This is a genomic window from Paenibacillus sp. 19GGS1-52, from assembly GCF_022369515.1.
In the GTDB taxonomy this organism is placed as follows: Bacteria; Bacillota; Bacilli; order Paenibacillales; family Paenibacillaceae; genus Paenibacillus_AQ.
Genome location: NZ_CP059724.1, coordinates 2,987,181 through 3,011,274, shown reverse-complemented (window position 1 = coordinate 3,011,274; position 24,094 = coordinate 2,987,181). Strand labels below are relative to the sequence as shown.

Below are 24,094 nucleotides of genomic sequence, written 5' to 3'. Positions count from 1 at the left end.
CTATAACGCTCGGCAAAGTGGAATCCAATTGACGAAATGCGGGAATTGATGGATTATATTCTTATATTGATGCTTACAACTGAAGGAGGAACAGAACATGGAGATGGAAAAAGAGAACCCTCGCAAACCGGAGGGATTCACACAGGAGCGGTTATTTGTCTTGCCTGAATATCAGATAAAGGAGCTGGGTGAATGTGAGCTGACCGCCTCTCTCTTTGTCAGCGACATTGGGTATTTCCCCCATGCTCAATATCATTTTCGCGAACGTCCAGAGGGTTGTGATTCCCATATCTTTATTTACTGCTCTGTAGGTGAAGGTTGGGTTCAGTTCGGCAGTGAAGAGCCTATCCCAGTCACAGAACACCAGCTATTAGTCATTCCTGCCGGGGTACCCCATCGTTACGGTGCCTCTACTATTGACCCCTGGAGCATTTATTGGTTTCATCTGAAAGGTGGACATACGCTGGCCCTGATCAACATGTACGGACTCGATCAAGGTCCACTTACCCTGCCCATCAGCAGCGCTGGCCGCTTTATAGAATGGTTCGATCCTGTCTACGATTTGTTGATCGACAGGACCTATAATCTAACAACACATGTCCATATTTCGCAGACGATGCGCCATTTATTGTCCAGCATTGGCATTGGCGCCAGTCAGACCTCACAGGATATGAAGCGGGAAAGGTACCTAGAACAAGCCATTCAGTTTATGAATGAGCATTTGACAGATTCCATCAAATTGCCAGATCTGGCCAATCATGCCGGATTATCGAAGCAGCACTTGATACATCTTTTCAATCAAGAGACTGGAGTCCCGCCCATTGAATACTTTTTGCGGATGAAAATGCAGCGTGCCGGACAATATCTTGATCTGACAGATCTGAGTATCAAGGAAATCAGCAGTGCTATCGGCATCGCCGACCCTTATTATTTCTCACGGCTCTTCAAAAAAATGATCGGGTATTCACCCACGCAGTATCGCAGCATTCCCAAAGGCTAAAGAGGCTGAGTGAGCTTCTGTTTTCTATAACGGGCCGGGGTAATGTCAAAGTGCGATTGAAACATTCGGGTAAAATGGTCACTGCTTTCGTAGCCGACATCTTCGGATATTTCCGCTATCTGCCGTTTCGTGTAAATCAGTAGCTCAGCGGCCTTTTCCAGCCTCAGCTTGTTTATCGTATTGCCGATGCTGTCTCCGGTCTGCTCCTTGAATAAATGGGACAGCCGCGAAATAGAGAGACAGCTTTGACGAGCCAGTTCAGGCAGAGTCAGCTTCTCCGTGTAAGATTCCTGCAACTGAGCTAACACCTCTGCAATACGGGGGTCTATTTGATCCTGCTTAGCAGGGGGAATAGACATCTGCAGCAGCAGCAACGCCTCCTCCAGAGCAAGCATCGCGAGACGCCGTGGCAACTCTGAAATTCCTTGTTCCCCATATTTCCGCATGCGTTCTAGCGCCTCGAAGAACGCTCTCTGCAGCTCTGCTTCCAGAAGGGAAATATGAATGAATCGAACCATTCGTTCCGGAAACCGCAGACGGTGGACCCAGTCAGGATCAGGAATATAGTGTACCCAAGTAAATGACCAATTCTCACCGTTCGCTCCATAATGATGGGGTATGCCTGGCAGTAGAATGGTGACATCCCCCTCCCGACATAGAATTCTTTCCCCATTAACCCAAATTTCTCCCTCACCAGAGTGAGTATACATCAGTAGCCAATCTATACTTCCTGAGGGCCGATGAATGACATAAGGGCAGCTCTCCACATAATGTCCAGACACAAGAATACCGTAAGGCCGCAGCTCATCAATAGCATAATCCATCGGTTTGTTAGCCACATCCACACTTCCTTACTATTGGCTCATATGTTTACAATAAAGGATATATTACGATTACAACTTTAATCTGTGTAAGAGAATATATCGTAAATATATTACTAGTACAAGGAGGTTTTATTTCAGATGAATACTGTTAGCAAGACGGTTCGTTATACCCTCGATGCCCCGGACAAAACCATAACTAATGGCAAGTTGAGCGAAAATGGCGGCAGCAATCGGCAGGGTCGCAGCTTTGGATTCACAAATTATTACATGACTCAGAATGGTCACCCCTTTATTCCTATCGTTGGGGAATTTCACTTTTCCCGCTTCTCTTATTTGCATTGGGAGGAGGAATTGCTGAAGATGAAGGCCGGTGGGGTGCACATCGTGGCTACCTACATATTTTGGAATTTCCATGAGGAAGAGGAAGGTCACTTCAACTGGGGCGGCGATTTGAATCTGCGCCATTTCATCGATCTCTGTGCCAAGCTTGAAATGCCACTGATCTTACGAATGGGTCCCTTCTGTCATGGAGAAGTGCGCAACGGAGGCATTCCAGATTGGGTCTTCAAATATCCGATTGACATTCGTTCCAATGATCCAGGTTATCTCAAGCTGGCCAAGCAGCTATACCGCGAAATTGCCAAACAAATGAAAGGCTCTCTGTTTCAGGAGGGAGGTCCGGTCATCGCGGTCCAACTGGAGAATGAATTCATGCATTGTGGCGCTCCTTATGACTCCTGGGGTTATAAAAGCGGGGTATACCTGCCTATTGGCACAGGCGGGAATGAGCATCTGGCTGAGCTGCGCAGGTTGGCTGAAGAAGTAGGGATCGATCCGCTTCTCTTCACAGTTACGGCCTGGGGTGGTGCTGCTGTACCCCACAAGGGTACACTCCCAATGCTGGCCGGCTATGCCTATACGCCATGGATTCCGAATCAACCGCCCAGTCAGGAATTCCTATATCGTGATCTTCACCGTACTCCAGCGGAACCGGTCAACTATGACTCGCTTGATTATCCGGTAGCTTATTGCGAAATGGCTGGAGGCATGCAGGTCAGCTACAATGCCCGACCCTATGTGCCGGCAGCGAGCATAGAAGCAATGACATTAGTTAAGCTGGCTAGCGGCAGCAATCTGCTCGGCTATTATATGTATCATGGCGGCTCCAACCCTACCGGCAAGCATAGCTACTACAACGAAACATCACTCCCCAAAATCACTTATGATTACCAATCTCCATTGGGTGAATTCGGCAGGGTAGGCCCATCTTACGATCGTATCCGTTCAATCTCGATGTTCCTGGAATCCTTTGGGGATGTTCTTGCCCCGATGGGCACCGTGTTGCCAGAAGGACAGAGCGAAGTGGAAAGTACGGATGTGGACAGTTTGCGCTGGTGTCTGCGCCAGCAGGGCGGTTCCGGATTTCTATTCCTGAATAACTTTCAGGATCATCTGGAAATGCAGAACCAGGAACTCCGACTAGAGTTAGATACTAAACAGGGGCCGGCAGTCTTTCCGCAGGTGGGCTCCATGACTTTGCGGAATGGACAAGGGGTTGTATTTCCCTTCAACCTGCCGCTTGCGGGACTCAAGCTCATTAGCGCTACTGCTCAGTTACTGACCAAGCTGGAATCTGCAGGGAACACAACCATTGTCTTCTACGCTCATGAAGGAATAGCTCCAGAGCTAGTCCTTCAGGCCAACGGCATTCAATCCATTGATGCAGGCTTAGGCTCAGCTCGGCTGATCAGCGATGTGTGGCTAATAACCCCAGTAGTAGGCAAAAGCCATAGCATCTGCATTACAGCCGAAGATGGAGCAAGCGTTACCATTATCATTCTCAGTCGCAAGGAAGCCATGCGCACCTACCGCCTCTCCCTGTGGGGTGAAGATCGCCTAGTTATTGGCGACAGTGAAATCGAGGGCTTTCACCTCTACGCCAAGGATGGACAACTGCTACTACATTCGCCGGGAAGCGCCCAATTTGCTGTTTCTCTCTTTCCGGCTCCACCAGCAGAACCTGCACTAAGCCTCGGCACCTTGAAGTCTAATGAAGAAGGACTGTTTCGCACCTATTATGTCGGATTGGAGGCGTACACGCCTGAATTGGAGCAGTTCGAACCTTCAGAGCGTTCTCGGCTACTAAAGATTAGTTCAGCTTGGCCTCAACAGGTGGACGACATCTACCTGCATATCGATTATGAGGGCGATGTGGCCGCCGCTTATCTAGCCAATCGGTTGCTGACGGATCATATTCAATATGGTCACACGTGGAATATCGGGCTGAAGCAGGTCAAGGACGAGTTAGAGTCAGGTGAAGTTCATTTGCTGATTACACCCCTGCGCAAAGGGACGCTGCACAGCTTTGTGAACCAGGCTTATGTAGAAGTCTTCGAGGGGGTGGAAATAGCCACGTTCCAGCAGATCCAAGCAGTTCCGCATTACAAATCCGCTCTATATCTAGCTATTTAAAATGCTCCAGCACTCATAAGTAAAAGTAACGAATGGATTAAATTCGGCTTTATAGACTAGTTATTATTTCATCCTTGTGCAACAATCCACCTCCCGCTGGCGGCAGCATTCGCCGCTGCCGCCAGCGGAGGGTAGCACAGACGGCACGGAACACCTCATCCACAAAGAATGCAGTATATACCCCGAGAATACCCCAACCGCAGGAGATCCCGAACAGAAAGGCACCGCCAGTCTGTGTCATCCACATGCCCAACACACTAATAACAGCCACGAATTTGGCTTCGCCAACCGCCGTAAGCGCTCCGGTCAAAGTAAAGGTCCAGATTCGCAGCGGCTGCCACAGCAGGCAAAGCATAAAGATCGGCAACGCCTTGTGCACCACATCCAAATCGGAGGTAAAGAGCCCGAGCAATGGCTTCGCCGTGATCCAGATCAGTAGTGAGGCACCGAAGGAGCCAAGAACCCCGACACGGGAACCGGCATAAGGACTGCGGAATACCGCTTGATATCTGCCTGCTCCATATAATTGCCCGACCTGAATCTGTACAGCACTGCCGAACGCTTGACCTATAGTAAACGGCAGTTGCTGGATCAGGTTGAGATAAGTATAGGCAGCAAGCGGTAAAGCCCCCATTGAAGAAACAATGGAAATAACCACTATTTGCGAGGCACCCCATGACATCGAAATAAAGATGGAGGGCATACCAATCGACATAATTTCCTTCAAGAGCGGCTTATCAAAGCCTAGCCATTCACGCCAATGCAGGTGGGGTTTAAAAGTAAGATATAGGATGTACACACAGAATAGCAGTGCAATACATTTACTGCCCACTGTTGATATTGCCGCCCCCTGCAATCCCAGTTGCGGGAAACCAAGCTTGCCAAATATCAAGCCATAATTGAGCAGCAAATGCATCAAGTTCATGCCGATAGCCACGTACATTGTCCCTCTAGTGTTTCCAGTACTGCGGATCACACTCGATATCGTTAAATTCAGTACGGTTATGAGCATACCTGCGCCAACAATACTCAAATAGGTTGTAGCGTAAGGCAGCACTTCCGGCGGACTCTTCATCAGCTTCAGCAATGGCTCGGCACTCAAACATAACAAAGTGCTTATCCCTATACCAGCAACTAAGTTAATTTTTAGAGCCATATAGGTTGCCTTTCGCGCTTCTTGCTGCTTCCCTGCACCCCACTTCCGCGAGACAACAATTCCCGTTCCGGCATTCACAAGAAAAAACACAGTCATCACGGATGTAATAATCCCGTTTGAGAGGCCCACTGCGGATACTTCGTAATCTCCGAGCCGGCTGACCATCATCGAATCTACCGTTCCCATTAGAAATTGCAGCAGCATTTCGACGGCAATCGGCCAGGATAAATGCCAGAGTGACAGTTTATTTGTTGCTATAAAAGCTTGATCCGATATCATCACAGCATCGCCCTCCCTGCTCGATGTTTAACTTATATTTCAACAAAAACCGCCTCCGCACAGTTTAAACTGCGCGAGGCGGTTATGCCTATCTTCGATTTATTACTTTTTGCTAGCCAGATATACGTCTGCTTGAGCTTGAACTTCTGCTTTCACTTTATCCAGACCGGCGCTATTCAAGTTTTTTGCCAGCTCGTCGAATGCCTTATCTACATCTTTTATAACACCGATATAGATAGGATTGGCGTATTGCGTAGAAGCATTCGCAAGGTTGGAGATCTGAGTCTTCACTTTGTCAGAATTGAACGTAAACCCGTTGTAAGTGAAATCCGTCAAATAATCTTTTACCTTTTCCTGATGATCAATATACGATTGCGGCCAGTTACTCATCGGTTTGAACAAATCCTTGTTTACAAACCAGAAGCCTGCCGCATCCGGAGGATACGTATTCGTTTCGGAGGTTATGCCTTCTGGCAATCCGATTTTGTCATCAGCAGTGATAGCATAGTTTGTTCCTTCCACACCGAAGTAGGTGAGGTATACATAAGATGGATCTTCCATGATCAGGTCTATCGCTTGCATGACACGCTCAGGATTTTTGGAATTGGCAGCGATAGAAATCCCGTTATTCGTCCATGTGCTTTGCGGTGCTTTGCCATCAGCGGTTAAGGCAGAAACCACATACGTTTCGATTCCCTTTGCAGCAGCAGCTTCCATTACTGAAGCGACGTCATTGGTATTGCCAAGCGCTACTGCAGACTTGCCTTCCACAAAGTTATCCTTGGAGCGGATCTTGTTGGAGTAAGGATTTTTGTTGATATATCCTTTGTCATACCAGTCTTTCATAATGCCAGCAGCATACTTCTGGGCACTAAGATAAGGCTCCTCCACCATACTGTAAAGCTTGCCAGTAGGATCTTCGAAATCGTAAGCTACACCTTGAGCCATCGGATTTCCAGAATCGATTGGAGCACCTTGATAACCAATCTTATCACGAAGCAAATATTGATATGGAGTCGGAAGGTCGAACTGAGAATCCAGATTAAGTCCGATCATGTCGGGATGATTTTTTTTCGCGGCAGCCAGATAAGGTCCGATCTCCGAGAATCTCTTAACTTCAGTCAGACCCGCTTCGGCCATGATATCCTTACGTAGAACAGCTACACTGACTTTACGGTCCGGAGTGCTGGACGGAATCATAAACATCTGTCCGTTAATTTTTGTTGCATCCCATGCGGCAGGGTCAAGCTTTGCAGTTTTGAGTGGCATATATTTCTGGATATCTTCCATCTTCAATTCATAGAAGGCACCTTTGGTTGCCTGTTGAACATAGTAATTCCAGTCTGCAGAGAATACGAAATCAACATCTTCGCCTGAAGCCAGGATAAGCGGATATTTAGACTGCACATCGCCCCACCCGATATAATTCAGTTCAATCGTAGCATTGATATCCTTCTTCAATTTCTCGTTCAATTGAGTCAGCACTTCAGGCATTCCCTTAGGTGCATCACCGAGCAGATAGCCCTTCAGTACAACTTCTTTCTGATCCGCAGCTGCCGACGGCTCTGCGGACGCAGCGCTGGTCTCTTTCCCAGCATTGCTGCTATTCTCTTTATTACCGCCGTTATTGCTACTAGAACAAGCGGATAGGACTAGCGTCAACGACAGGATCATTGTCAGAATAGACGCAACGTTTTTCTTTGCTTTCTTCACCCTTATTACCCCCCTAAGTAGTGTGTAATTATATATAAACCCTATAAGTTGCAGGATTCATACCAATAAGTATGGTAAATCTGGCCTTGCCCGCCTGTGCTCAGCCTTTCACAGCACCGATCGTAATGCCCTTAACGAAATACTGTTGGAGGAATGGGAACAAGATTACTATAGGTCCGGTGGCAATTACCGTCATAGCGAGCTTGAAAGTTTCCTTAGGTGTATCCAGGGTCGACATATGCTGGGCCATTGCAGCAGACATGTTCATCGCCGAAAGCATTTTATACAACAAATATTGCAGCGGAACATATTGCTCCTTATCCGTAAACATCATTGGCGTCCACCAGTCATTCCAGTAAGCTAGAATTGTGAACAAGCCGATAGAGGCCAAAGCGGGCTTGCAGAGCGGAAGTACCATTTGCCAAAAGATCCGAAAATCGCCGGCTCCGTCTATTTTTGCTGACTCAACTAACGGTTCCGGAACAGAGCCTTGAATAAAGCTGCGCAGAATCAGAACGTACATTACGTTGAACATTGGGACGAGAATGAGTACGGCTAGCGAGTTCTTCAAGTGCAGATAGCTGGTAATCCAGATATAGTAAGGGGCCAGTCCACCGTTGAACAACGTAGTAAAGAACAAGAAGAAGGCCAGTTGGTTCCGGTATTTCACTTCTTTGCGGTACATGACATATGCCGCCATCGTCGAGATCAAGAGCGACAGTACGGTACCTACGATGGCTACGATCAGCGACACGCGGTAGCCGGATAATACATCACTGAAATTCCGGAATATAAAAGCATAAGCATCTAACGAAAACCCTCGGGGCAGAAAGGAATACCCTTTTGCCAGAACCTGACCTTCATCAGAGATCGAACCTGAGATCAGAACGATAAATGGCATCAAGCACAAAAGTGCAATAATCGAAACCATGACATAAGAGAATACCTGAAAGACAGGTGCTGAATTCAATTTGTTTTTTTCCACGATCATTTCACCCCACCAGCGATTTAGTTAATTTAGAACAGCGCGTTATCTTTGTCATAGCGACGGACCATAGAGTTGGCGAACAGGATAATGATCAGTGTTAATACGGATTGATACAGCCCTACAGAAGAAGCCATTCCGAAATCCTGTGTGCCCACCAGCGAGCGGAAGACCAGGGTATCGATAATATCTGTGGCATTCATCAGCGTACCGTTATTCCCGATCAACTGGTAGAACATATCGAACTCACCGCGCATGATCCGTCCCAAACCAAGCAATATCAGCACAATTACGGTTGGCTTGAGCAAAGGTAGGGTAATCCTCATGATTTTTTGAAAACGTGTCGCACCGTCAATCGTAGCCGCCTCGTATATTTCCTGGTCGATGCCGACAATTGCCGCCAGATACAGGACGCTGCCGAAGCCAACCCATTTCCACACGTAGAGCAATGGAAGCAACAGGTACCAATAGCCTGTCGTCGAATAAATATCAATGGCTTCCAGACCAATGTTCCGGAGGAACACATTGACAATCCCGAACTCATAATTCAGAAAGTTATAGACGAAAGCGGATACCGTTACCCATGAAATAAAGTAAGGCAGAAACATAAAGGTCTGGGCTGCCTTTTTAAAAAATTTGTGATACGTTTCCGAAATCAGCACCGCAGCCAGAATTGAAAAGAAGGTATAGGTTGCCAGGAATACGACATTGTACATCATTGTGTTTCTGGTAACGAGCCAAGCTTTTCCCGATTGGAAGAAGTATTGGAAATTCTCCCAGCCATTCCACGGACTTAAGAAAATGCCATCCCGATAATTAAATTCTTTAAAGGCCATGACCACTCCCGACATTGGAATGTAGGCAAAAATAATGAAATAGATGGCAATCGGTAAAAACATGGCATACAGCACCCAGTTCTTCCTTAATTCCTTGAACGGTGACAGGCCTTTTGCCGTTTTCTTGTTTTTCAAGACAACTTGCTCCACTTTAGCACCCATATGTATCCCCTCCACGTATGCTTTCTCTTCTCCTCCTTTATTGTAAAATATTCAGGATATTACACATACGAGGCAAAGTTTCGATCTTCTTTGAAATGTTATGTTAACGCTTACTTTTTAGTGGAAAAGGGAAGTCGAATACGCACAGATGTCCCTTCACCTTGTATGCTGACATAGGAAAGGCCGTATAAAGCCCCATAGGTTAGCTCAATTCTTTCCTGGATGTTGCGGATACCGAATCCACCTGTTCCTTTGCGGATTGACTCCGTAAAAAGGGTTGCTACTTGCTCCGCATTCATGCCAATACCGTCATCGCTGATGATAATCAGCAGATCATTCATCTCCGTACGCGCGGTCACATGGATCTCCCCGATCTCCGAATCCTTCTCCATAATCCCGTGCAGAATCGCATTCTCAATTAGCGGCTGGAGCATAATCTTCGGAACCATGCACTGGATGAACTCTGCCGGAATCTCAATGGATAAAGTGACTGAGTTGCCAAACCGCATATTCTGGATAGAAACATAAGATTCAATATGCTTTAACTCGCTCTCCAGCGTGACTGTCTCCTCACCGTTGGACAAGCTCAACCGATAAAACATCGCTAACCGGTCCACGACCTTGGAAATGTTACTATTGCCGGACTCAATCGCCATAATATTAATCAGATCAAGGGTGTTATATAGAAAGTGAGGGTTAATCTGGGCCTGCAGTACCTTAAGCTCCTTATTCTTAATATCTCGCCCCAGCGTATAGGTCTCATCCATCAGTTGCGACACATTCTCCACCATCACATTAAAGTTATGAGTGAGTTCCCCAATCTCATCCTGGTTAGCCGGGAGCGGCGCAATCCGGAAGTTGCCATTCTTCACCTTGCGCACATGTAGACTGAGCCGCCGGAGCCGTTTGGTTGCTGATCCAGCCACAATGAAGGAGAGAATGAACGTGACCGGGACAATGAGGAAAAAAATGAGGATCAAGCGGTTCCGCATCTTGTTGCTGGACTTCAGAATATCGGTATACGGGACGATCATCGCCAGCTTCATATCCGTGTCGGAAATCGATTGCAAGCCGAATAAGAACCGCTCGCCTTTAAATTCCAGCTGATCTACCCAGTAGCTCTCCGAGTTCTTCCCTTCCGGCAATAGAGACATAATGTCCTCAAATTCTTGGGTCGAATAAGGAAATCCACCTGAGGTACTGAGAATATCGCCGCGGTCATTAAACAGTGCTACAGAAGTCGAGGGTGTAGCAACAGCATGATTTAATACGGAACGCAGCGTGTCCTGCGACACCTGTGCGCGAACAATCCCATCGGTCTGCTGAATGTTATGTGCATTTGGAATTACGCGCAGAACTGACACCATATCACTATCTGATTCGTTATCAAAAGCGGAAGAAGGAAGCCACGCGAAGGCTGAATGTGAGGCTACGAACTGCTTAAACCATTCACTATTCTCCACTTTCCCCATATTCAGATAGTCTGGGTTCTCCGTGGCTGAGGCCAGCCCTTTCTTCATGTACAACTGTATCGTCTCAATATCCGAGTTATAGCGAAATTGGTTCAGTACACTAGCAAGTTTGTTGGCATCCGTTCCCCAGAGATTGACATCTTCATACCTTTGCGGGTCCTCAGCAACCAAGGTCTGTACGGTTTCATTAAAAGAGAGGAAATTCAGAACTTCCCGTACTGTCTCCGCACGGTACTGTAGATATGACTTTGTCTCTTCCAGCATCTTACGAGCGGAGTAAAGCGCCTGCTTCTCATTCTCAGCAGCGGTCACATGAAGATGAATATACAATAGCAGCACAAAGGGGATGAAGATGACTAACATATAGGACGCAAACAGCTTATAACGGATGCTCAAATCGACGAATGGCTTACGGGGTCTAAATTTCATTTGGATACCCTCTCCCGATATTCAGAAGGCGTGAAGCCAGTATATTTTTTGAAAAAGGTTGTGAAATAGTTGGCATCTGCAAAACCAAGCCGCAAAGCCACTTCGTACAGCTTCATCTCTTTGTCAAGCAGCAACTCCTTCGCTTTATCCGCCCGGAGCGAGGTAATATATTCTTTTACAGTCGCACCCCTTTGCTTCTTAAAGTAGGAGCAAAGATAGGTTTCGCTAAGTCCCACATGGTCTGCGATGTCCAGAATGGTAAAGCCTTTTTCATGATAATGCTTATGAATATAATGCAGAATATCCCGCATTTTCCCTACTGTACCCTCAGGACCCGCGGTCACAGAGAACAGTTCCAGAAACGAAAGAATGTATAGCTCCATGCTGGCCAGATCAGGAATCCGGTCAATTTCTTTCCAGATGTACCGCCGCTCTGTATCCTCATCCGTATCCGTGAATCCTAGTTGCACAGCTACATCCAGGAGGACAAGCAGAAACTGAAAGTAGGAATCATTGAGCCGGGCGATATTCAGGTCACGCGCATGACGGGCTCGCTCCGTCCACTTTACGATCAAATTACCCGCACCCTCTATGTCACCTTTTTTCAATAAATCGCGTAAATTCCGAACTACGTTCCAATCTGTATCGAGCGCTGTATTCCCCCCCAGTACATCGGCAAATATCAACTTGCTGCCCACATTATAATAATGAAGACTGCAGGCATCGTAAGCCGTTTTGTAGGATGTTGGAATCTGTGTCAACCCTGAAGCTGGTTCTCCAACCCCCATCCGAAAACGTATGTTGCTGCCAATGATACCGTTGATTTCCTCAAATAAGTCCTCCAGTACGCTGCGTTGCTCCCGATAGCTGCTACCATAGAGGCCAGGCATGATAATGATCAAATAGTGCTGGACGTCGAACCCGCATATCGCTTGTAAAGAGGAAAGCTTTTCACTCAAATTCAGCTTACGCAGCACCTGCTCCTGCACTAGCTTTGGATCTTCAGGGTACTGTGGTGGATTCCAATAAAGGGATGAAGCAATGACTGTATAAGGTCCCACAAGCGGCAATAAAAAAGTCTCACGGCTCTCCAGCGCTTTGTTTACATTGTCGGAACTAGGTGTCGCAATTAGCTTGCGAACCATCTCCTGCCTGAGATAAGGCAATCCTTCATCATAGGCATCTTGCAAATAGCGACCCTCGGACTGTTTCTTCTGATCAGCTTCCCGAGCCTCCACGGCTGCTTTGACCGCTTTGCGGACTTTATCAAGGTTAATCGGCTTCTCTATATAATCCATAGCGTGCAGCCGGATCGCCGACATTAAATACTCTTTGTCAGAGAAACCACTTAAGAAAATCAGCTTGCAGCCAATATCTCTTTTCCGCAGCTGCTCGGCGAACTCGATCCCATCCATTTTGGGCATACGGACGTCACAGAGGATAATATCAGGCTGCCAGCGCTGTGAGATTTCCAGAGCTACCAGACCATTTCGCGCAGTTTCCACCTCAAATATCCCCAATTCTCCCCAATCCATATGTTTGCGCAGCATCTCCCGGGTTCTCTCTTCATCATCTACGATTAACAATCTCATGCTGCATCCCCCTTATAAATAGCTATACCCGTGCTGGTAAATTTCTTCAGCATGATCTAAAAAGTCAAAAACAGGCCGCCGAAGCGGACTGTAATTGGTAAAATATAGTTTCACGAGGTAAATTCTGGTTTCACACGAACCACCCACTCAGGAATCAGAGAAATTTCCGCGATATTGACAACCTCCAGGCCGGAAAAAGAGTATTGTACCGCCATAGCGGAATCACTTCGAGTCTGTTCGCCTCTGCGCGCAGGTGATATATATAGATCCAACGAATGTTCCTGCAGCTCCCTGGCATGTTGCGTTAATCCAAGCTCCCACCTGTCACCATTCCAGAAATGGTCGCCTACCAGCCTTCCATTAATAGACGCATTCCCGACATCTCCCTCATAATCCACAGCCAGAAAAAGTTCATGCAGATTAGTTGCTGCCCACACCTGTGGCGGAATGTTTACAACTGCCTTGCGATCGTCAATATGGCAGGTATCTACCGTGAAGGATTGGGTAGGAAGGTCCAGCCTGTAATGCTCGAATCCGTGCAGGTCAGAACCCTGTATCTGCTGAATGTCCATGAAATCCGAAACCAGCGAATGTTGGATAGCCGGAAATACAGCAAATGTGGTGCTGCCACTGCTGCGGCTGTAGAAGCTCAGCTCCTCACCTTTCACCGTGAGTGGCAGTTCAGATAGAACCAGACGCCGCTCTCCCCATAACTCAACATCCCAGAGATTCAAGGCTTGCTTGTGTGAGAGCAAATGCACAATGACGGTTTGTCCTGTGATGGAAAGGAGCTTAAATATCCCTTCTGTCCGCCCCCCAAAAGTGACATATACCCGATCACTTTCATGATGGACAAGAGCACTCTCAGAGGTTACATTATGCAGTCCAGCGCTTACAAAACAAAATTCTGAAGACATGCCTTGCGGAGCAAAAAAGAAATACTCCTCACAGTTTCTCCCCATTATACATGTGATAGGTTGTGCTGTAGCATATTTAAGTAAGAATTCACCCATCTGGAAATTAAAGGGGAGAATAGCTGACACGTCACTTTCCAGCGTGAATCCATGTGATTCTGGGACAGTCAGAATTTCATCCTCCAGCTCAAGCCGAAGGGAGATTCCGGTATGGGTCCTCGTCTTCACATGGTCTTGTACATTAGTGAGGAACACATAACCAGAGCCTTCCTTAACCCTTACAGCAAAACGCACCTCATCCACATCCGTCGGCTTCAACTGACCCGCATTGTCTGGAAGTGCTGTCGCCATTGTGCATAATTCTTCCCCATAACTATGAACGAATGAGAATAAGAGCTTCAACCGCAGATAGGACTCCCGTACCTGGCCAAATTCTCCGATCGGGGCCTGATAGTCATAAGAAATCCGTGGATTTGTCTTCTCATTCATGTAAGAATGCCTGCCAACTGGCTGTGAGCCTCCATGGAATACATAGTAACCAATGAAATTACAACCTCCGGCAATTTTTTGGATACTCATAGCTTCAACAGTCTCCGGCTCTACCTGAAAGCGGGCCAGATACCAAGCCTGCATACCACCGCCCATCTCGCAACAAGCATATGGATAATCCTCCGGCTGGTAAGGAGGCTCAAAGCCAGGCACCACCACATTGTTATTGTGATAATCCTGAAATAAAAATTCAGTGGTAGGCGACTGCTCCGGCTGTTCCTCCGTCACATTCCAGGGTGTATACGCGTACCCTCCATATAACGGTAGAACCTCATCCAACAATACTGCGGCTCCGCCCCAACCCGTTGAGGTATATATCGGCGCTATAAGGCCAGCTGCCACAGCCATTTCTTTTAAACGACTCATATGGGCTTCACCATCCCTGCCGGAGGGTACGAATTCATTCGTCTGTCCATTCGTCATCTCCCAAGGAGCTCCCGCATGTTGATATTCATTCTCTAATTGAACGCCAATAACCGGCCCGCCGTCCTTGAACATCAGCCCCTCCGCCTCTGTCCCAATCTCATGGTAGAGGATATTCACTGCTTTCAGATAAGCTTCATCATTCGAGCGAACCTCAAATGGACGGCCATACAGCCAATCCGGAAGTCCACCATTACGGCATTCCCCATGGCAGAATGGACCTACCCGGAGAATTAGCTGCAAGCCGTGCTTCCCGCATAATTCAATAAATTTGCGCAGATTCAGGTTCCCGTCCCAGTGGAACTCGCCTTGCACTTCCTCATGATGGTTCCAGAATATATAAGTGGCGACGATATTTATGCCTGCCGCCTTCATCTTAAGCAGTCCTTCTTCCCATCTATCATGAGCGATGCGTGAGAAATGCATTTCACCACAAATCCCAAAGAAGGGTGCTCCGTTCCATTCCATATAATAGTTGGTAAAAGAAATCTTATCTCCTTGCAAATTATGCCCGCCTAAACTTAAAGTAGCGGGTCTAATTGCTTTCGAAATCCCCCTTAGATCAATATTCAGCTCATCGTTATCTTTAGTGTGTGTCATGCCAATCTCCACCCCTTTGTCTTCTCTGTGAAGTCCAGTATCTATATAATAAAACGCTTTCATCAGATATACATCCCACTTAGAATTACGTTCTTCTTCGAAAACCTGTGGTTCTCCCTACAGCTTCTAGCTTTTGAATCTGTAAATGTTAAAAATGAGCCAGTCTCCAATAACCCGGAGACTGGCTCATATTCGTTCTTGATTCGTAGTTCCTTAATGATTATAAATCCGATACATAAGTACAGCTGCTTCAGCACGGGTGGTCGTAGCCTGTGGATGGATAAACCCACCACTTCCCTCTACAAGACCAGCTGCGATCAGTTCAGCAATTCCCTGCTGCGCAAATGAAGCGATCTGCTTCCCATCTGTGAATCCGCTCAAATCTGCCTGAACATCTCCAAGCTTTCCAGTCAGCTTCATCGCCCGGACAGTCAAAGTCATCATTTCTTCGCGGGTGATGGTTGCCGCCGGATCAAAGCTGCGACCATCACGACCTGTCGTAATTCCAAGTGCCTTGGCAATACTCACTGCTTCATAGTAGTAATCACTGGTAGACACATCGCTGAAACTGCTCTCTATTGCTGCTTGAAGTCCCAGTGTTCTCACTAATAATGTAATATAATCTGCGCGGGTAATTGTGGATTGTGGCGCAAATCTATCAACAGACACACCGTTGATAACCCCTTTGGAAGCCATGACCTCTATGGCCTCGCGACCCCATTCCACAGTTCCCAAGTCACTGAATGATTTGTTGACCAGAACAACTGCGTATTTGCTGAAATGCGTCGTCGTAAACGTCATATTGCCTGTGGCTGCGTCATACGAACCGCTTGGTACGGGTACAGTATTGCCGGCATCATCCAGATACCATACCGTTAAGTGGGCAAGCCTGTTCTGTTCTGCCGCCGACGGAGTGTAAGGCACAGAGACAGTCACTGGAGCCGCAGAATTCTTCCAAGCAATGACTGCTCCGTTAATCGTCAACGACAGTTCAATAACCGGTCTGCTGCCGATCATTGCCAGCACCTCCGGCTGGATTCCTGCTGTGTCAGTTGCGCTGATGTTGAGTGTGACTACAGCAGCAGGATCAGCATTTAAGGAATTCAGCATGTTATCCGTCAAGTGCATCGTACCCAGACTGGTCCGAATTTCAAACTGCGAGGTTGCCGAAGAATACGATAGAGCACTTGCGGAAAGCTCAATACTGATACTTTTCACGCCCTCAATACCTGGTATATCCACCACAATGTTATGGCTTTCTTTCTCACCTGCCATAGAAATGGCTGTATTCAGGAGCTCATTGGTGAGTGATACCTTCGCTTTTCCGGCAGCTCTGTCCACTACAGTTGGTGGCGCCGCAATCGTTACTGAGCCGTCCGCATTAACGTTGTAACCTGTTTGGACTACTGGTGTGGGTGTGTTCTGTGAAACTGTTGGTATTGCTGTTGGCACGGGTGACGCTGTAGGCGACGATGTTGGTGTTGCAGTCGGGTCCGGTATGACGACAACAGCCGTCTTCGCGGATACCGCGGCTGATCTTTCCGAGACTCCTGTTTCGTTAGCAGCTGCTACCTTGTAATAGTAGGCTGTAGCTGAGGTAAGATCTGTATCGATATAAGAAGTTAGAATTACCGTGTCAGCATTTACCTGAATGTAAGGGCCCTCTTCCTGTGTAGCGCGATACACACTGTAGGTTACGGTCCCTTCAGCAGCGACCGTATTCCAGGTGATCTTGACCGAAGTAGCTCCATCCGCTATTGCTGTTACTCCCGTTGGTGTTTCTGGGGGGAGAATTACTTGCGGCACGGTTGTGGTCTGAGAACGAACAGGTTCACTGTAACCTGATTCTCCTGAACCATTAACTGCGGTCAGCGAATAGTAATATACCGTATCCGCATTTAGGGTCGAATCCGTAAAGCTAGTTCCATGGATAGTCACCGTGTTAATCTTGATGAATCCGCCCGCTCCAGTGGCAGAGCGGTACAGATTATACCCTGTTGCTCCTTCGACTGCATTCCAAGCCAGTGTAATATGGTTTCCTCCTGCTCCCAGCGACCTCAAACCTCCCGGTGTCGCTGGAATTGTTATTGCTGTTACAGTTGGAGAAAGCACTGATATACTTTGGCCGTGGACTGCTGCTATTTTGTAATAATAGATTGTTCCGGCGAGTAGATCCTGATCGGCATAGCTATTTAACAGCAGCGGTTCCAGATTGATTTGAGTATAAACTCCCGCCTCAGTAACCGCGCGGTACACATTATATGTGACTGTTGCTTGATCTGAATCTACTACTGCTTCCCAATTCAATTGAATAGATGAAGCACTAGTGCCTACAGCAGTCAACTGAGCAGGTGCCGGATAAAGAACCTGTAATTTCACAAACGGCGACTTAAGGGATTCCCCAGCTGTGTTTACTGCACTCACCTGATAATAGTAGGTGCTCCCAGGCTGTAGATTGAGATCACTATAACTATTGGTCAGCAGTGGACTGTTGTTAATTTGGGCATAAGGGCCATTCGCCTGATCTGCTCTATACACATTATATTGAGCCCCGTTCACAGCCTCCCAGTCCAGACGCCCTGACTGATTCACTGTTAATTGTCCTGGAGCTAGGGGTACAAATGCACCCTTCGCCTGAAACAGCACAATCCCCACCCAGTCCGTAGTACTTGAGACTCCATAGATGGTTACCCGAATATAACGTCCAGAGGTATTCTCTGGCATAGGTTCCGTGAACAATGTCTTCGAGCCGCCGAATGTCTCACGACTGTCCAGCGCCATCGTCCAGTCCGTTCCGTTATCCGAAACCTGGATACTGTATTTCATGGTCTGCCAAAAAAGCATGGAAATCGTATCGATTCTCGCTTTGCCTCCAAGATCTACCTGCCAGTATTCCGGATTGGCACTCGTCTGCAGATTCGCTCCTGTAGACCATGCGCCGCCGCCAGTATTCATCGTCACTGCATTGAGCAACGGATTAGCGGCAACGTTAGACCCCGCTACTTTGCTAGCGGTGACTGCACCTCCATTGGCAAGATAGCCTGTGGAAAGGTCCGGAGAAACGGTAATGACACTGGTAGCCTTTGCTCCGCCATTGACTGCCTCCGCTGTAATTGTAGCAGTACCTGCGGCAATTGCGGCAATCATACCCTCAGCATCTACAGTCGCAATCTCTGGATGGTTCGAACTCCAGACGAGTTCCTTGTTCGTTGCATAGGCAGGAGTCAATATTGCTGTTACCCTTTTAGATTGGCCAGCCGTTATTGTCATAGTAGTGCCTGAGAGCTCAACGCCTGACACCAATATGTTGCTGCTCTTCATAAGACCGACTGTCGCAGCCTTCAAAACCGCTGCATCTTCATCAATAGTGCTCTGCTGTGAGTTGTCCCAATGCTCATTTTTGGCTTTCAGCAGATCCTCTTGGGCCTGCTGTAATGCCAGGGTATAGGCCGTCAAACTCTCTGGTGAATAATAGTCATTCGGATAAGTCTTCGCTGACACCGCCTCTGCAACTGCAGCTTTCAGCAATGTCGTTTTTAGTATAGCTTCACCTGTCACGGTTATATCCAGACTTTGCGTCTTGAGATAACCGCCGTAAGCAGCATAGTTATCGACGGTAAGCGTCACTTTGGCGCTGCCTGGACCTACAGCATGAAGTTCGCCAGTCTGTGCATCAATCTCAATAACTTCCGAGTCACTAGAGGACCAGATTTGTGAGATGTAATCGGCATGACCCGGGTTCTGGGCTGCCTTTAGCACTTTGGTAGTTCCGGATTCCAAAGTGAGCGTCGTGCCTTCAATATCCGCTCCGTTCTCATCTTTGATCCCTAGCGCTTCTAACGGGACAATGGAATGTACATCCACAGACGCGCTAGCACTCAAACTTGGATTAGCGATAGAGGTGGCAGTGATAGTTACATTTCCTTCAGTAACCGCCGTCACTAGACCTGTAGGACTCACCTTTGCCACGGACGAATCGCTTGATACCCAGTTAACACTGCCATCAAAAGCAGTAGATACAGGATTTACTGTAGCAACTAACTGGAAGGTATAGCCTGGTGTCCCTTCAATAGGCAGCAGCCCAAATGAGGTTTTGTTCAGGCTCACAGATACTGGAACCGGAGCCATGGCATATACATTGAAATTGTCCAAGAAAGAAGTCCATGAGGAGCTTCCACTGCTCCGCTGCAGTGCGAATTGAATTTTGCCCACCGTATTAGTATAGATTGTAGCTGGATCAAACGGGATATTGCTGTGTGTTGCTGTAAGGGTTGGATTGCCCTTGTTCGTTACAGTTAAGTCAATCGTTCTAGTGGCAAAATCAAGCTGAATCTCCACATGATACAGTGCACTATTTACATTGAATCCGGTGCCTACGTTGCTCCCAGCTACTGCAGCATTAGTGGCTGTGCCACCAACTGCGTAGATGAGTTCAGTAGCTGCTTTGGTCTGAAGAGTAAGATATCGCTTACCAGCGCTATCCTCAACACTAAGCATTCCACCGTTAGTATTAGTGGCAGCTCCTACGTTCCAGTCGAAGTCAAGCTGTACCAGCTGGCTGGAAACGACAGGCGAGAAGGTCTTCTGTGTACTTCTAACACCCGAGCCTCCACCACTGATCTGGAACACGTTATTGCCATTATTGGCTGTAACTGCACCGCCCAGAGTACCCGAGCCGCCTGCCGTCCCGACACTGGTAGACCAGTTGTCAGCTGCCGTCCGGTTATCGAAGCTTTCACTGATTGCCGGTACATACACCGGAGCAGAAGCAATATATCCTCCGTCAGCGGTCACCGCAGAAATCGTAGCTGTTCCGCCTTTAACTGCAGTAACTTTCCCAAAGCTATCTACGCGAGCCACATTGGGATTGTCTGACTTCCAGACGATATCCGTATTAGTGGCGTCCTCCGGTGCAATCTGTGCAATGAAATCATGCACTGGTGCGCCAGTGGACTGATTCGTCACGGAGAAGTAATCGGAGGCAAAATAATAAGAGTTATCTCCAAGACTCACACCCACTACTGGAACCGGTGTATCCTGAACCGTTACTGTAGCTGACTGACTAAACCCACCATCCTCTGTTAGGGCTGTAATAGTTGATGTTCCCAATCCTGCTCCTGTAATCAAGCCGCTCGTATCCACCTGTGCGACTCCTTCATCCGAAGAGCTCCAGATCACCTTTTTGTTATAAGCATCTTCTGGAGTGATGATAGGGATCAGCTTCTTCGAGGTGCCGAGCATCAGATTTAATTTTGCTTTATTCAACGTCATCCCTGTAACCTGTACCGGAACAACTGTGACTAAATTTTCTGCATACTTGGTAGAATCATCCTTAGATGCAGCCCGGATTGTTGTAACCCCTGTAGTTAAAGTTGTTACAAGTCCGTTTCCATCCACACTCGCCACTTCAGGCTGCGAAGAGGTCCAGAGCAGTTCATTAAAGCTGGCATCTGCTGGCAGAACTGTTGCTTTCAACTGCTGTGTGCGGCCAAGGCTTACCGTCACTGCACTCTTATCTAGTGTAACGCTACTGACCGGTATTTTACTGACACTTAGCTGAAAAGTAGTCAATGCCGTTCCATCCGCTGAAGTGGCGGTGATTGTTGCTTCTCCGTCATGCTTAACATTCAGCTGCACATTCGCAGTCACACCACTCTGCTGATGCAATGTGCCAAGGCTTGCGCTCTGCCAGGTTTCCCCTAGGAAGGAAGCCACGTCAGGATCGCTTGACTGGAAGGTTACTCCCTTATCTGTCGTCCCTACAGGAAGTGCTGCCTTCAAGATCAGTTTATCCCACACTTTGGCATTCAGTGTACTGCCTGCCGGGTTACCATTCACGGTAAGGACCAGATTGCCTTCTCCTGCTACAGTAGCTGGGGCAACAGTAACCGTAGATAGCGCAGTGAACCCGCCGTCTGCTGTCTTCACGGTAATCGTTGCCGTTCCTGCGGATACGGCTTTGACAAATCCGAACTCATTAACAGTGGCTATTTCCGGATGATCCGAGACCCAGTCCACTGTATTATTCAGAATTCCAGTAGCCGGAGCAACTGTAGGTAGCAGACGCTGAACCTCGCCCTGCACCATTGTTAACGCTAACTTGTCGAGCGTGACCCCGGTTGGATGAGTCTGTTCAACTTTGTAAACACCTGCCCCCTCCAGAGGAGTCAGCATGGTTTCCGGTTTATTCTTGGCATATCCGCGCCACAGATAAGCGTACATACTGTCCATCATGTCGCCCATCTTGCCATTAGCGGTGCTGCCCATCTCCTTAATGGAGACATCCCCGTTGTTGAACATCGTCCGCCGATCTACCGTATTCCCATCACCGGTGCTGGCGCCAGCTCCTTCTACAACAATCCAGTCGGTCTCCCAGTAAAAGAAGCCCCGCGTCATGTCATGCGGATTGGCTGCGTCACGATGTGCCTGCATATAATCGAGCAGCCAGTTATACTGCCCATTTGCATTTTGCTGATAATACTGGGTCTGCCCCATCGAACCGCTCTCATCCGCAAAGTCCGGAGAATATTTGGTAAAAGCAAAACCCGTTTCCACATTCAGATAATCCTTATCTGGGAAATTTACCAGATTATTATTGATCATGTTGATGATATCGCTGGAGACATGTCCGCCGTACAGCGAATAGGCCTGACCATCGAATTCCGTACCATTATTCTTTAAGGTATTGAAGATTGTGTTGGAGTTGGTCGGATTATATCCACCATTCGAATGAATGTAAGCCGGAATTCCCGGTACCGCAGCCTTCGCCGCATCATAGGAAGCATTGATCAGCGCCTTAAAGCCAGCTGAGCTGTAGCCTTTGCCTACTGGCCAAACGATACCCCCATCCTCCTCGTTACCATGCTTAACACCAACCAGCTTTGTCCCTTGATCTACCAAACCCTTCATGAAATCATACACGTAGTTATAGACCGTCGTTGTTAGCTGATCCAAGGTCTGATCCACCAGCTTGCCGGAGGCATCTTTTACCATCCAGTCTACAGGTGTATAAGCTTTGCTGGCACTCATCCATCCATCACTATAATGAAAGCTTGGCATATAGCCCATATTCAACTCAGTAGCCCGTTTCGCCAAATCATAGGAATGTACCTTGTCAAAATAACCGGCCACCATAGTATATGGATACGGATTTCCAGCCTCATCATTGAAACCCGTATACTGCAGCTGCTTCGGTGAGCTTTGATCATAGATCGGGTTGCCCGCATGTACAAAAATCATATTCAATATGGCGTTTACCCCATGGTTAGAGAGAATTGTCAGACAATCCTGCTGCACCCCATTCGCAAAATACTTTCCGCCTTTATCTTCAATTAACGGCAGAAAGGATACATCCGCACCCTTGATGACCGAATTATCAATCTCAAACACATCAAAGTTGTCTACATAGGCCTTGTCATTGCCATTTCCAGCCCACTGGTCATGATCAGCATTGCTGCCTTGTGAATTATTTGCTGTCACGCTCTTGATATAACTGGCATCCTTAATCGTATTGGCATAGACTGTGATTTGTGTATCACTCGGTCCTGTCTTAAATGCAACTGTAAGGAGTGAATACCCCTCCAGACCTGCTGGAGCTTGACGCAATACCTGACCCTGCAGACCCTTGACACCTAGGTTGATCCGGTCTCCATAAGAGGTCACATTGACTAACTGGCCTGTATTACCACGATAATTTTTCTGATATATAGTTTCCCAAACATCCTGTTTGTCTACCTTTGCACGTACTGTCGCAATATAGGAAGTATTTGGTTTAACAGGAATGCTCTGACTCATCTGCGAATCTGCGCTTAGCACAGCTGCCGTTGCACCTGTATCGGAGGCACTGGTTATAGCAACAGCTCCTTGATCCACATTCCAGCCTTGCAGGCTTCCTGCTTCAAAATTCCAGTTGCTTATTGGATTGCTATCACTGCTGTCTAGTGCAAGCTGCACATCATCGACCAGCAGATTGGTAGCCGCTCCCGCTCCGGAGGTAATAGTAATCTTTACCTGCCCGTTATATACAAGCACGTTGCGGATGGCTATCTGCCTCCATTCCGAAGCGTTGATATGCGTATCAATTAACGCTCGGGAATCCGGTCCTCCAGTCTCCGTAGCCGTCAATGCAGCTGTATTCCCGCTTGTCGTTCCTTTAATCCATACGGATAACGTATAGCTGCCCTGAGGGATATTCCCTATCGTCTGTGACAGCGAAGAATTAGCAGAAAGCACTGCTGCGGCTGCTCCCCCATGCTTATCCGTAGTGAGACTAGCGGCCGTACCGGTGCTGCTCCAGCCCGATAAGCTACCACTCTCAAAATCCAGATTCCCGCCTGCTGCATCCGCCTGAGCGATTGTCGCATAGGAGCCGGGAGACAGCCCTAATACAGACGTTGCCAGCAAAAGTACTGACAGCAGCTGAGCAAGTATTTTCCTTGCCATTTTACCTTTTATCATTCTTTGACCTCCTGTTTACCACAGAATTGTGAAGCGCTTACATAGTAGAGCTGATTATAAATATAAAGTTCTTGCGGCTAAACCGTAACCGGACAAAGTTACGATTGCCTTTTATATTTAATGATAAGTGCAGAAAGGCCCCTCTTTTTTACAGCCCCAAAGCAAGCTTAGCCGAAAGAGATAACCAGTCTGGACACAGACACAGCTGGCGATTTCCATCCTCCGCCCTTC

At 47.6% G+C, this 24,094-nt stretch carries 11 protein-coding genes; 2 read left to right on the top strand and 9 right to left on the bottom strand.

Going from position 1 to position 24,094, the window contains the following annotated elements:
* The first annotated feature begins 97 nt into the window (after positions 1–97).
* Positions 98–1,000 carry an AraC family transcriptional regulator gene (locus tag H1230_RS14215; protein WP_345773421.1) on the top strand — a complete coding sequence of 301 codons (903 nt, stop codon included), beginning with the start codon at positions 98–100 and terminating at the stop codon, positions 998–1,000.
* On the opposite strand, the gene H1230_RS14210 is transcribed toward H1230_RS14215, so the two are convergent.
* Positions 997–1,839, bottom strand: coding sequence for a helix-turn-helix domain-containing protein (locus H1230_RS14210; protein ID WP_239716337.1), 843 nt, complete (start codon positions 1,837–1,839; stop codon positions 997–999). The genes H1230_RS14215 and H1230_RS14210 overlap by 4 nt on opposite strands.
* 123 nt (positions 1,840–1,962) lie before the next feature.
* Between H1230_RS14210 and H1230_RS14205 the strand changes: the two genes are divergently transcribed.
* Positions 1,963–4,296 (top strand): beta-galactosidase, encoded by a 2,334-nt coding sequence (locus H1230_RS14205; RefSeq protein WP_239716335.1) that lies wholly within the window; start codon positions 1,963–1,965, stop codon positions 4,294–4,296.
* A gap of 49 nt (positions 4,297–4,345) precedes the next feature.
* Here the strand turns inward: H1230_RS14205 and H1230_RS14200 are convergent, their stop codons facing one another.
* The 8 genes from H1230_RS14200 to H1230_RS14165 form a co-directional block, all read right to left on the bottom strand.
* Positions 4,346–5,731: an MATE family efflux transporter gene (locus H1230_RS14200; protein WP_239717321.1), complete on the bottom strand. Its 1,386-nt coding sequence runs from the start codon at positions 5,729–5,731 to the stop codon at positions 4,346–4,348.
* 102 nt (positions 5,732–5,833) lie between these two features.
* Entirely contained in the window at positions 5,834–7,444 is a 1,611-nt protein-coding gene (locus H1230_RS14195; RefSeq protein ID WP_239716333.1) for a DUF3502 domain-containing protein, read from the bottom strand.
* A 100-nt stretch (positions 7,445–7,544) separates the two neighbouring features.
* Positions 7,545–8,435 carry a carbohydrate ABC transporter permease gene (locus H1230_RS14190; RefSeq protein WP_239716331.1) on the bottom strand — a complete coding sequence of 297 codons (891 nt, stop codon included), beginning with the start codon at positions 8,433–8,435 and terminating at the stop codon, positions 7,545–7,547.
* A gap of 26 nt (positions 8,436–8,461) precedes the next feature.
* Positions 8,462–9,427, bottom strand: coding sequence for an ABC transporter permease (locus H1230_RS14185; RefSeq protein ID WP_239716329.1), 966 nt, complete (start codon positions 9,425–9,427; stop codon positions 8,462–8,464).
* 110 nt (positions 9,428–9,537) lie between these two features.
* Positions 9,538–11,328 carry a cache domain-containing sensor histidine kinase gene (locus H1230_RS14180; protein ID WP_239716327.1) on the bottom strand — a complete coding sequence of 597 codons (1,791 nt, stop codon included), beginning with the start codon at positions 11,326–11,328 and terminating at the stop codon, positions 9,538–9,540.
* Positions 11,325–12,920, bottom strand: coding sequence for a response regulator (locus tag H1230_RS14175; RefSeq protein ID WP_239716325.1), 1,596 nt, complete (start codon positions 12,918–12,920; stop codon positions 11,325–11,327). Before H1230_RS14175 ends, H1230_RS14180 begins: the two co-directional genes overlap by 4 nt.
* Before the next feature lie 110 nt (positions 12,921–13,030).
* Positions 13,031–15,469 carry a beta-galactosidase gene (locus tag H1230_RS14170; RefSeq protein ID WP_239716323.1) on the bottom strand — a complete coding sequence of 813 codons (2,439 nt, stop codon included), beginning with the start codon at positions 15,467–15,469 and terminating at the stop codon, positions 13,031–13,033.
* A gap of 150 nt (positions 15,470–15,619) precedes the next feature.
* Entirely contained in the window at positions 15,620–23,863 is an 8,244-nt protein-coding gene (locus H1230_RS14165; RefSeq protein ID WP_239716321.1) for an Ig-like domain-containing protein, read from the bottom strand.
* Positions 23,864–24,094: the final 231 nt, after the last annotated feature.

Bases quoted from the DNA above. Each gene is read 5' to 3' on its own strand.
- H1230_RS14215 (WP_345773421.1), top strand. From the start codon at position 98: ATGGAGATGGAAAAAGAGAACCCTCGCAAACCGGAGGGATTCACACAG.
- H1230_RS14205 (WP_239716335.1), top strand. From the start codon at position 1,963: ATGAATACTGTTAGCAAGACGGTTCGTTATACCCTCGATGCCCCGGAC.
- H1230_RS14200 (WP_239717321.1), bottom strand. From the start codon at position 5,731: ATGATATCGGATCAAGCTTTTATAGCAACAAATAAACTGTCACTCTGG.
- H1230_RS14190 (WP_239716331.1), bottom strand. From the start codon at position 8,435: ATGATCGTGGAAAAAAACAAATTGAATTCAGCACCTGTCTTTCAGGTA.
- H1230_RS14185 (WP_239716329.1), bottom strand. From the start codon at position 9,427: ATGGGTGCTAAAGTGGAGCAAGTTGTCTTGAAAAACAAGAAAACGGCA.
- H1230_RS14180 (WP_239716327.1), bottom strand. From the start codon at position 11,328: ATGAAATTTAGACCCCGTAAGCCATTCGTCGATTTGAGCATCCGTTAT.
- H1230_RS14175 (WP_239716325.1), bottom strand. From the start codon at position 12,920: ATGAGATTGTTAATCGTAGATGATGAAGAGAGAACCCGGGAGATGCTG.
- H1230_RS14170 (WP_239716323.1), bottom strand. From the start codon at position 15,469: ATGAAAGCGTTTTATTATATAGATACTGGACTTCACAGAGAAGACAAA.
- H1230_RS14165 (WP_239716321.1), bottom strand. From the start codon at position 23,863: ATGATAAAAGGTAAAATGGCAAGGAAAATACTTGCTCAGCTGCTGTCA.